This window comes from Bacillus sp. JJ1521, from assembly GCF_036965165.1.
GTDB lineage: Bacteria > Bacillota > Bacilli > Bacillales > Bacillaceae_L > Ferdinandcohnia.
In genome coordinates, this window is sequence record NZ_JBALOX010000110.1 from 1 (window position 1) to 10,206 (window position 10,206).

The following is a 10,206-nucleotide window of genomic DNA, read 5'->3' on the forward strand; positions in this document are numbered from 1 at the left end:
GTTGTACTCTTCATCCTATTGATCATTGTCGGTACTGGATTCATGGGCGGCGGATACTAACCCTCCCCTATTGTAAGAAATGACTCAAACCTCTATCAAGGAGAAGCGTTTTATTACGCTTCTCTTCTTTTTTATGTCCCTATTCAATCTATTAGATGTTCCCTTATTTAAAGGTAGCGATACTTCAATAAGAAGGAGTGACCTTCATTATTGAAGCATTGCACCTGTTAGCATTTTATTTCAAATCTCCATTAATGTCCGTGTCAACGAAAATATTTTTGAATAATATATTGTTGCAGTCACTACAACATGATCATCATGAGATTCCTGACAAGTTATCTCACTATCTGTACCTCTTTCATTAGGACTATGCCTTAACGGTATAGTCCTTTATTTTGATTTTTTATCTAACTCGCCTTAAGAGAAAAGTTTTTTATTATCCTACTATCCTGTTCAGTTCTATAAATTTAACAAAATGGTGCGTAATTCTTCTTGGATCAACAGCACCCATTAGTTTATGTGAAAATATACACAAGCAGTTCAATAATTATCATACAAATTACTCATTTTAATTACATTTTTAATGCTGCTGATAGGAAACGGAACCCATTACTTTACTAGTATTTCCTTATTTCTGGCAGTCCTCTATTATCCAAAATAATATTGGGAGATCAAACGAATGAATTCTTCCTCCAGTTCCCCTTTCTTTTTTACAAGAATATACGTTGAAACAGTAGGGAGTTTGAAGAGATTGAAATGTGGTTGCATTAGTCTTCCCTCTATTAACTCACGTTTCACAATTGAGTGGGGTAAGAACGATACACCAAGGCCTTCCTGAATAAACCGCTTTACAATATGTGCTTGTGTAACTTTCATCGTTCGGATGTGATTTACGTGTTTGTTCAGCATATTAAGCAAGGTATCCCAATATGCTGGGTGATGATGAGTGAATATATAATCTTTCTGTAATACTTCCGATGCGTCAATTGGCGGTCCACTTTCTTCATCATATGTATCAGGTGAAATGACGAAAAGAATGGGGTCTTCGTACATTCGGATCGACTCGATATTCTTAAATTTAGCATCCAGTGCTGAAATTCCCAGATGCACGTCTCCGTTATTGACGAGCTGTTCAATACTATCGGACTCTTCCACTCGGATGCTGATTTCAACTTCTGGGTGACTCTCCATAAACGTTCGTAAAATATAGGGTAATATCGTCTCTGCCATAAGTGGTGATATAGCAATTGTCCAGTTTTTACGAAATCCTTGTTCGTATGTATGAACCCTATTTACGCTTATTTCCATTTGTTCGACTAGTTGCTTTGCCTCTACATAAAATAGTTTACCAGTATCGGTCAGTGTAACACGGTTATTTATACGATCAAAAAGTTTCGTACCAAGGTATTCCTCTAATAATCGGATATGGACGGTCACACTTGGTTGTGAAATGATTAATTTTTCAGATGCTTGCCGAAAATTAGTTGTTTCCGCTGCTACAATAAAGGTTTTCAACCACTGAAGCTCCACAAAACCCCTCCATACTTAATTAAGAAATTTAATCGTTTTAATACAAAACATTCAATTTATATAATCATATAACAGTACTATACTAAAGAAAAGGAGGAAAAATTAGAATGTTTAAAAAAGGATTAAAAGATGTTGTGGCCGTCCAAACGAATATAGCTTCAGTCGAAGGAGATTTAGGAGAATTACGTTACAGAGGTGTTTTAATAGACGAACTTATCCCTCTCTATTCATTTGAAGAAATAGCCTATTTAATTTGGCACGGAGTTTTACCAGACGAAATTAAGCTAAAGAATTTGAAGATCAAACTAATGAACGGTAGACAGTTACCTCTCCATGTTCTAGCAATCCTCGATGCTTTACCAGCAGAGGTACCATTGATGGATGCTATACGTACATCCATTTCCGCATATGCACATGCTCATTTTTCCAAAGCTCCTATCGAAGAGCAAGCTATAATACTTACTGGAGCAATTCCAGTAATCGTAGCAAGACATTACCGAAAACAACAGGGTTTACCTGCCGTCGATCCTAATCCTAATTTGTCGCATATAGCTAATTACTTATGGATGCTAAATGGGGATCTCCCAAACGACCTACAAGTTGAGGCACTTGAAACCTATTTGAAATTAACAATGGAACATGGATTGAATGCAGCTACGTTTTCTGCCCGAGTAACAATTTCGACAGAATCAGACTTAGCTTCGGCGATCACATCTGCAATTGGCACAATGAAAGGTCCTTTGCATGGGGGTGCACCTTCAGGAGTTATTGAGTTACTTGAGGAAATAGGAAGTCAAGAAAACATCATTCCAACGATCGAAGAAAAACTTCAAAAAGGAGAAAAAGTATTGGGTTTTGGCCATAGAATATATAAGACTGAAGATCCACGTTCCCTTCTTTTGAGAGATAAATGTGCCAGTATGCTAGGAAAAGATGAGTGGTTAGATTTAGCAGTTGTAGCTGAAAAGGAAATAATCAATTTACTCGCAGAGCATAAGCCTGGTCGTAAACTATATACAAACGTCGAATATTATGCTGCTGCAATTATGCGATCTATCGAAATGCCTCCAGAACTGTTTACACCTACATTCAGCGTTTCGAGAATCATAGGTTGGACTGCACATGCAATCGAGCAACTGCAGGATAATTCTATTTTCCGCCCTGAGTCAGAATATGTAGGAACAAAATCTAAATTAATCGGGTCATAAAAGAAAGGTACAATCCACCATTCCCCTCCATTCAACATGATAGAGGATTTTTCGAAATCGTGATATTATTAAGACATTAATGGAGGGAGTGTTATTTTATGGAATTTAGGATTCCAGAGGTTACGTTAAATGATGGATTTACTTTACCTGTGATTGGTTTTGGTACATACCCGCTAAAAGGAAATGATGGAGTGAATGCCATCACAAGTGCAATTAATAATGGCTATCGTCTTATTGACTCAGCCTATAACTACGAAAACGAAGGAACGGTTGGGGAAGCTGTTCGCCGTAGTTCTGTAGCTAGGCATGAATTACTCATTACTTCCAAACTTCCGGGTCGTTATCAAGAATACAATAAAGCCGTAGCAACCATTCAAGAATCTCTATACCGAGCTAACCTTGATTATTATGATCTATACCTCATTCATTGGCCGAACCCAAGCAAAGATAAATATGTAGAGGCTTGGCAGGCTTTGATCGACGCTAAAAAATGGGGACTTATTCGTTCAATCGGCGTTTGTAATTTCTTACCTGAACACCTTGATCGTTTGGAAAAAGAAACTGGAGTCAGACCAAGCATTAACCAAATTGAGTTACATCCATTCTTTAACCAAGCTGAACAAAGAAAATATCATGAAGCAAAAAATATTGCGACAGAATCTTGGAGCCCGTTCACTCGCGGAATCAAAGACTTAGAGACTGATACACTTCAAACGATTGCTGCCCATCATAATAAAACGATACCGCAAATCATTTTACGTTGGCACTATCAGCTTGGAGCGATTTCAATTCCTAAATCAGCATCACCAGTTCGTCAGTTAGAGAACATTTCTATCTTTGACTTCTCACTGGATGATGCAGAAATGGCTATGATTTCAGCTTTAAGCCAGCCTGATGGAAGGATTGCAAACCAGGATCCTGCGGTTTATGAGGAATTTTAATCAAGTTCGACGATTTTTTAGCACACTTTGCAAATTTATAAGAAAAACTGAGCTATGCCCGGTTTTTCTTAAATCCTTATTGGATCAGCGCACCTTTACTTAAAATAAAACGACCTCTTCTATTAATATATAAATAACTTACTAATATTCACTTTCAATCGCTCTTATTCGGTCGAACAATTCCTGATTCACAGGAGTTTGAAGATCATGTTTCTTACCAAGTTTTAAGACAGCCCCACTAAACAATTCGACTTCACTATAACGCCTTGCCTTGACATCTTGGGCCATAGACGGTTTTCCGTTTGGACCTAATGTACTTAAAACCTGCAACCAATAATTTAAATCTTCTTCCGTTAAATTCACACCTTCTTTTTCTGAAAGATCGATTACTTCTTTCATCGCAGCAATCATCATCTCTCTTGCAGAACCTTCTTTTTGAACTTCATTATAATTACTTTTATAAACAGCGACCGTTTGGTTAACGCCAACGTTCAACATAAATTTGCCCCATTGCCTTTTTTGCATATTTTGATCAACTTCATATGGAACTCCGTATTTCTCGAAAAAGGCAGCAACCGCTTTTGTCTTTTCCGAAACCATTCCTGGTTCCTTGTCACCAATCACAAGCATTCCCATATGGTCATACGTCAGTTTATTCCCTACCTTTACGGCATCCATCCCTTGAGCAACACAATAAAGCACTTTATCCATACCGTACGCATCACCAATAATCGCTTCACTCGTAATTCCATTTAACGCTGATATAAAAACAGTATTTTCACCCACATGATTTCTTACTGATCTTATGGCATCCTGTAGTCCATTAATTTTCACTGCAAAAATAATTAAATCTGCTGGTTCGCATCGTTCTTCTGGTGTGACGTAATGAAAATCACAACGTTCGCCATTACAATATACGCCGTCTTTATTATATCGTTCTACACGTTTCTTATCAGCAATGATTCTAACATTTTCTTTCGGCAATCTTTTCGCAAGTTGATTCCCGAATAATATACCTAAAGCACCAAGTCCAATAATTGAGACTGTTTTAATTTCCATAGTAATTCTCCAACCTTTTCTATGTATTACTATTATAGTAACATGTTTTTTAAGTGCAAATCCTTAAATAACAACAAAGAAGGGACATCAAATCGTCCTAATTTGATTTCCCTTTTCTAATGCTATTTATATTTTAAATCGAAAAGAACCGTTACTCGAGAGTTCGTTTCTTATTTTTCTGTTTGCCAATCTTTTGAAAGCATGCCATATACAACATGGTCTACATAGTGGTCATAAAGCCATTCGTTTTGTCTAATCTCGCCTTCATTCACAAAGCCTAGTCTTTCTGGAATCGATCTGCTTTTATGATTTTCAACCGCTGCACGAATTTCGACCCGATTCAGTTTTAAGTGGGTAAAAGCATAATCAGTTAATGCCTTTGCTACCCTTGTCATGATTCCATTTCCTTGGTATTTCTGACCAAGCCAGTAGCCGATATAGGCTATTTTATTGCTCCAATCGATTTCGTTGAAGCTTGCAACACCCACGATTTCATCCTTATAGACAATTACAGTATGCAGCCCTTTATTTTCTGCATAGCTTTTCCTGCACGATTCGACATACGTTCTTGTGTCGTCTACCTTTGTTGTCATATCGAGCCATGGCAGCCATTCTCTTAAGTATGGTCGTGAATCATCAGTTAATTCAAAAATTCGCTCAGCATCACTTAACTCTGTTAATTTTAAGGACAGTTCTTCATCAATTTGGTATACAAACATATTTTTTGCTCCATTCTATTCGTTTACCATATTAACTTCTATCCTTTTTCGAAAAATCCTTCTAAATCAGTCTGAAAAGCGCAATCGACTAGCATATTTATAGGAATGTAATGTACATCCCCGAATTTATCGATGATATGCAAGCTGCCCTGCAGATCATCACTAGATTATAAAAGTGAGATTGATCAACTTAATTAAAAAGCCTTCTGATATGTATTTCCAATTAGGAAGAAGGTTGGTCTCAAGAACCAACCCTTTGTCGGACTTTATTTTTCTTGTTGATATTGCGGTTCTTCCGTATCCTGTTCCTACAGGAAGTTATTTTTCTTTTGCTGTATTCCCCATTGCAATCGAAAATTCGGTTCCAACTATTAATCTGATTAATAATAAGAACCAAATCCACATATTGTTTTTCATCATAATATTTGCGTACGCGGTGGTAAAGTTCATCTGGTACACGTTTTGTCGGGATTAAGGTCACGTACTCCGTTAACTCAAGTGCTACTTTTTCCGCCTCCGTATAGAATGTGCAATCGTTCCAAGCACTAACACAATATATTCGTTGTTCTGTTTCCCCCATTTTTCTCGCATCTTCTGCGTGCATATTCAAGCAATACGCACACCCATTTATTTGGGAAGATCGAATTTTCATTAGTTCGCGAAGCTTACGGTCTATACCAGTCGTTTTCGTATACTTCTCCATTTCTATCATGATTTCAAATGCTGCAGGTGCCAAATCGTAATAATTCATTCGTTGTTCCAATTGAATAACCTCCTCGTAGTATTAGGTCAAAGTTTCTTTAAAAAGGTAACCATTTCATTAAACGCTTCTTTCGCTGCTTTTTCATTGAATTTTGACGAGTATGGGTCACTAAATCCATGTTGTCCCAAAAGTTTATGTACTTTGACATTCTTTTTGTCCAATTTTGAAATGACCTCATCCACATTAAAGGATTCTTCCTCCTCAGGAAAGAACAAAATAGCAGGACATTGCGGTACGATTTCGGTGTAGTTTCTTATTCTTGAACCATAAAATCCCACCACGCCACTAAGACCCTGTTCTTCACTACACAACCAAGCAACCGTTGCCCCAATACTAAAGCCAATAATATATATCACTTCATATTGACCTTTAAAATCCGATACTAAACTTTTTATTTTATGTACAGCGTTTGGAAAGCCTATGTTCTCCATAAAATTGAGATGAGCCAGTTTTTCTTCAGAGTAGCCAAATGGTTGTTCCAGATCTAATAAATTGGGGCAGATAACGTCAAAATCCTGTTGGGATAATAGATCGCAAAAATCCTTTATATGTTGATTAATGCCATAAATCTCGTGTACCACAACTAATAAATTATCTGATTTTTTTAGTATTTGAAGCATTGTTTATTCCCCTTACAAGTGGTTCTTCTATTCATTCAAAACCGATAATCCCTTACCCTCTTAGCACCCCTTTGGATATACCAATTATACCAAATACATATCTAATCTTGGAAAACACCTCATGTTAGTATCCTCCATTTGATTCCTATTCTACCTATTATTCTTAACCCAAAATCTGTAATCGCCGGTCAATTAAATTATTATTGCATAATAAATCATGCAGCCACAGGCAATCAACATGAGCATCTCTTTAAAAACGGCTATTACGTTCCGATGTAGTAGCCGTTCATTAGGCCATATTGTTGCTTTTTAACATGTTTTAGTTTATTATCCTATATTTAAAACTATCTCAAGGAGCGAAAATCATGCAAACAATCGAAGGAAAAGTAGCAGTAATTACAGGAGCAGGACGTGGAATCGGACGTGCAACAGCAATTGCCTTTGCAAAAGAAGGTATTCACATAGGTCTTGTTGGTCGTACGCTTGAAAATTTACAAAAAGTAGCGGAAGAACTTACACATTACAATGTGAAGGTAGCAATCGCCGCGGCTAATATTGCGGAATTAGACTCAATTACAACGGCAGTCGAATCCATTCGCGGCGAGCTTGGTCCTATCGATATATTGGTAAACAATGCCGGAATTTCAAAGTTCGGTAATTTCATGGATTTAACACCAGAAGAATGGACCAATATTATCGATGTCAACGTAAAAGGTGTCTACTACACAACACGTGCAGTATTACCGGAAATGCTAGAGCGCAATACAGGTGATATCATCAATATCTCATCAACAGCCGGTCAAAAAGGCGCACCAGTAACAAGTGCATATTCCGCTTCAAAAGCGGCTGTTATTGGACTAAGTGAGTCATTAATGCTTGAAGTCCGTAAGAAAAATATCCGCGTTACAACGTTAACGCCAAGTACGGTTGCAACCGATATGGCGGTTGAGCTAAACTTGACAGACGGCAATCCAGAAAAAGTAATGCAGCCAGAAGATCTTGCCGAATTAATGGTTGCACAGCTTAAACTACATCCACGCGTTGTTTTAAAACATGCTGGACTTTGGTCAACAAATCCTTAATAGAATGATTTGATTATCAAGGCGCTATCCGATGTACATTGGATTACGCCTTCTTTTTTTCATTATAATTACCACTTATTGAAGACGTTTTTACCATTTGTTTAATGTCAAGAAAATTTGGAGACCCTTATTTACTCCCTTCTAATTTTCTAGATTTCAATCCTTTGCTAGCATACCTTAACCCAATTATTCTGAAAAGCGCAGATCAACTAGCGAATTCACAGGAATATAGTGTGCTTCCCCAAATTTATCAATGATGTGCAATCTGTTCCGTAGGTTATCATAGTGATGAATCGTACCAAGAAGGAGTTTGTGGTGTTTCGCTTCAAAATGCGTAACAATAATCTCTCTCCCCTCCTCCATTGCCTGACAAAGTACGCCATTCATCTCTTCGATTTGCTGTTCATCTAGTTCCGGCTTTTGCTCATACGTATCTTCTTCCGCCCAATCTCTAAGTATTTTCACATGCTCCGGCAGCATCATTGCTGTCCATTTGATCGCTCCGCGGTCCCGTATCATTTCTTATTACCTTCTTTCTACTCCGCCTTATGTCCGCCAACAAGCTTGCTGCGAAGTCTTGATGTTCCAGCATTTGTATAGGAAACTGCACGTAGGATTGCATCTGAACCGTATTTTCCTCGGATGCCGTCCATTACGTACCCAAGCTTATGCTGCTTGACTCGGTTGAGATAAAACAAATCCATTTGCATTTGTGTGTCATCCTCAATATTGGAAAGCGAAATTGAGATTTGACGAACGGTCTTTTGCGCATAAAACTTCTCAAATAATTCAAGACACACACGATACATTTCCATCGTAATATTTGTCGGAGCCTCAATTGTTTTCGACCGATAAAATCCTCCGCCGAACTCGTCTTGGCTATAGGAAATTCCAAGGCTAATCGTTCTCCCTGCCTTTTTATGTCTTCGTGCCCGCCTAGCTACCTCTTCACACATTTCAAGAATGACATGCTTTACTTCTTCGGGGTCAGGGTAATCACGCAAAAGAATTTGGCTTTTCCCAAAGCTAATCTGTCCTTTCATAATAGGGGCACCAATTTCTGATAAATCAACACCCCAGGCATGGTAATAGAGCTGATTTCCCATCACTCCGAACTTTTTCTCAAGTAATTCAAGTGGATAGTGCGCAAGCTGGCCAACGGTTGTTATCCCCATCCCATTTAAGGTTCGCTCTACCCTTCTCCCAATTCCCCACATTTCCCTTAGTGGTGACACGGACCATAGTTTTTCGGGGATATCATCATAGGTCCATTCTGCAATCCCTTTTTTCTTGGCATCTAAATCTAAGCATAACTTTGCCATCAGCATATTGGGACCAATCCCAATCGCACAGGTTAGCCCGTACTCAGCTTCAATCTCTTGCTTGATTTTACGCGCAATCGTTGTTGCGTCTCCCCATAATTTTTCAGTTCCATCAATCTTGATAAAGCTTTCATCCACGCTATACACATGGATCGCATTTTTGGGGACATACCGATTAAAAAGTCTTGTGATTTCTGTTGAAATCCGTAAATATGTTGCCATTTTCGGATTTACAATTTTAATTCGTGGATCCTTGGGGATTTCAAAGAGCCTTGACCCTGTTTTTATCCCAAATTCCTGTTTTAGCTTTGGCGAAGCTGCAAGCACCACACTTCCCGGGCGCCCTGTATCTCCAACAACTGCTAAATAGCATTCAAGTGGATCAAGACCTAATAACACTGCTGCACAGCTCGCATAAAAGCTTTTTATATCCACACATAAAATCTTTTGAACGGGCAACTGACTGTAATCCACCATCTAACATCATCTCCAAAAAGAATATATGTTCGTATTGTATTCTTAATGATAAGAGAATATACGTTCGATTTCAATGGAAATTAAAAACAAAATTTTAAAGTGACCACCTTGAGTTCCACGTGTTTGATTTGACCTCTTTCGTGGAACAATGGAGAAAATACCGTCGGCAAATGAAAGAGAACAATGAACTGCCTTGGCTATTAATGTTATCAGCAGTTGATTATCAAAAGAATCAATTAGACGATGAATTAATGTCCGAATTGGAGGAATGGGCTATGAACATCGAGCAAGTTAGAGAAGCACTCATCGAATGGGAAACTATAAGTGGAAATAAAGAAAATCGTGTGATTTATGAAGCACGTGCAAAAGAGCTACGGGATATGATAAGCAATCTTGAAGGAGAGCGGAGATTAGGGAGAGAAGAAAGGAAAGAAGAAGGAATAGAACTAGGAAGAGTATACCTCTTTTATTTACATAAGATATTT

10 protein-coding genes and 2 pseudogenes are annotated in these 10,206 nt (G+C 38.0%); 5 read left to right on the forward strand and 7 right to left on the reverse strand.

The annotated features are described in order from the left end of the window. Positions 1-60, forward strand: a 60-nt coding sequence (locus tag V7147_RS15510) for a YjcZ family sporulation protein (protein ID WP_335368752.1), incomplete at its 5' end; no start/stop codon positions are given. 588 nt (positions 61-648) lie between these two features. Here the strand turns inward: V7147_RS15510 and V7147_RS15515 are convergent. Further along, complete coding sequence (locus V7147_RS15515; protein ID WP_335368743.1) at positions 649-1,530, reverse strand: LysR family transcriptional regulator; 882 nt, start codon at positions 1,528-1,530, stop codon at positions 649-651. Positions 1,531-1,637: 107 nt separating this feature from the next. Here V7147_RS15515 and V7147_RS15520 point away from each other — a divergent pair, with 107 nt between their 5' ends. Beyond that, positions 1,638-2,738, forward strand: coding sequence for a citrate synthase/methylcitrate synthase (locus V7147_RS15520; protein WP_335368744.1), 1,101 nt, complete (start codon positions 1,638-1,640; stop codon positions 2,736-2,738). Positions 2,739-2,836: 98 nt separating this feature from the next. Next, the gene (locus V7147_RS15525; RefSeq protein WP_335368745.1) at positions 2,837-3,679 is read left to right on the forward strand and encodes an aldo/keto reductase; all 843 of its coding nucleotides are present in this window, start codon (positions 2,837-2,839) and stop codon (positions 3,677-3,679) included. Positions 3,680-3,820: 141 nt separating this feature from the next. On the opposite strand, the gene V7147_RS15530 is transcribed toward V7147_RS15525, so the two are convergent. The 4 genes and pseudogenes from V7147_RS15530 to V7147_RS15545 all read right to left on the reverse strand — a co-directional run bounded on the left by V7147_RS15530 (position 3,821) and on the right by V7147_RS15545 (position 6,840). Beyond that, positions 3,821-4,738 carry a ketopantoate reductase family protein gene (locus tag V7147_RS15530; protein ID WP_335368746.1) on the reverse strand — a complete coding sequence of 306 codons (918 nt, stop codon included), beginning with the start codon at positions 4,736-4,738 and terminating at the stop codon, positions 3,821-3,823. Positions 4,739-4,908: 170 nt separating this feature from the next. Beyond that, the gene (locus tag V7147_RS15535) at positions 4,909-5,457 is read right to left on the reverse strand and encodes a GNAT family N-acetyltransferase (RefSeq protein ID WP_335368747.1); all 549 of its coding nucleotides are present in this window, start codon (positions 5,455-5,457) and stop codon (positions 4,909-4,911) included. 318 nt (positions 5,458-5,775) lie between these two features. Then, positions 5,776-6,220 (reverse strand): annotated as a pseudogene (locus V7147_RS15540) (carboxymuconolactone decarboxylase family protein). A 26-nt stretch (positions 6,221-6,246) separates the two neighbouring features. Next, the gene (locus V7147_RS15545; RefSeq protein WP_335368748.1) at positions 6,247-6,840 is read right to left on the reverse strand and encodes a dienelactone hydrolase family protein; all 594 of its coding nucleotides are present in this window, start codon (positions 6,838-6,840) and stop codon (positions 6,247-6,249) included. 365 nt (positions 6,841-7,205) lie between these two features. Between V7147_RS15545 and V7147_RS15550 the strand changes: the two genes are divergently transcribed. After that, the gene (locus tag V7147_RS15550) at positions 7,206-7,922 is read left to right on the forward strand and encodes a 3-ketoacyl-ACP reductase (protein ID WP_335368749.1); all 717 of its coding nucleotides are present in this window, start codon (positions 7,206-7,208) and stop codon (positions 7,920-7,922) included. A 186-nt stretch (positions 7,923-8,108) separates the two neighbouring features. Here the strand turns inward: V7147_RS15550 and V7147_RS15555 are convergent, their stop codons facing one another. Next, on the reverse strand, positions 8,109-8,441 hold the full coding sequence (locus V7147_RS15555) for a YolD-like family protein (RefSeq protein WP_335368750.1): 333 nt from the start codon (positions 8,439-8,441) through the stop codon (positions 8,109-8,111). Positions 8,442-8,458: 17 nt separating this feature from the next. Then, positions 8,459-9,721 carry a DinB/UmuC family translesion DNA polymerase gene (locus tag V7147_RS15560; RefSeq protein WP_335368751.1) on the reverse strand — a complete coding sequence of 421 codons (1,263 nt, stop codon included), beginning with the start codon at positions 9,719-9,721 and terminating at the stop codon, positions 8,459-8,461. A gap of 140 nt (positions 9,722-9,861) precedes the next feature. Between V7147_RS15560 and V7147_RS15565 the strand changes: the two are divergent. Then, a pseudogene (locus V7147_RS15565) lies at positions 9,862-10,206 on the forward strand (Rpn family recombination-promoting nuclease/putative transposase); the annotation flags it as partial.

Excerpts from the sequence above, each read along its gene's own strand:
- V7147_RS15520 (WP_335368744.1), top strand. The coding sequence starts at position 1,638 with ATGTTTAAAAAAGGATTAAAAGATGTTGTGGCCGTCCAAACGAATATA.
- V7147_RS15525 (WP_335368745.1), top strand. The coding sequence starts at position 2,837 with ATGGAATTTAGGATTCCAGAGGTTACGTTAAATGATGGATTTACTTTA.
- V7147_RS15530 (WP_335368746.1), bottom strand. The coding sequence starts at position 4,738 with ATGGAAATTAAAACAGTCTCAATTATTGGACTTGGTGCTTTAGGTATA.
- V7147_RS15535 (WP_335368747.1), bottom strand. The coding sequence starts at position 5,457 with ATGTTTGTATACCAAATTGATGAAGAACTGTCCTTAAAATTAACAGAG.
- V7147_RS15545 (WP_335368748.1), bottom strand. The coding sequence starts at position 6,840 with ATGCTTCAAATACTAAAAAAATCAGATAATTTATTAGTTGTGGTACAC.
- V7147_RS15550 (WP_335368749.1), top strand. The coding sequence starts at position 7,206 with ATGCAAACAATCGAAGGAAAAGTAGCAGTAATTACAGGAGCAGGACGT.
- V7147_RS15555 (WP_335368750.1), bottom strand. The coding sequence starts at position 8,441 with ATGATACGGGACCGCGGAGCGATCAAATGGACAGCAATGATGCTGCCG.
- V7147_RS15560 (WP_335368751.1), bottom strand. The coding sequence starts at position 9,721 with ATGGTGGATTACAGTCAGTTGCCCGTTCAAAAGATTTTATGTGTGGAT.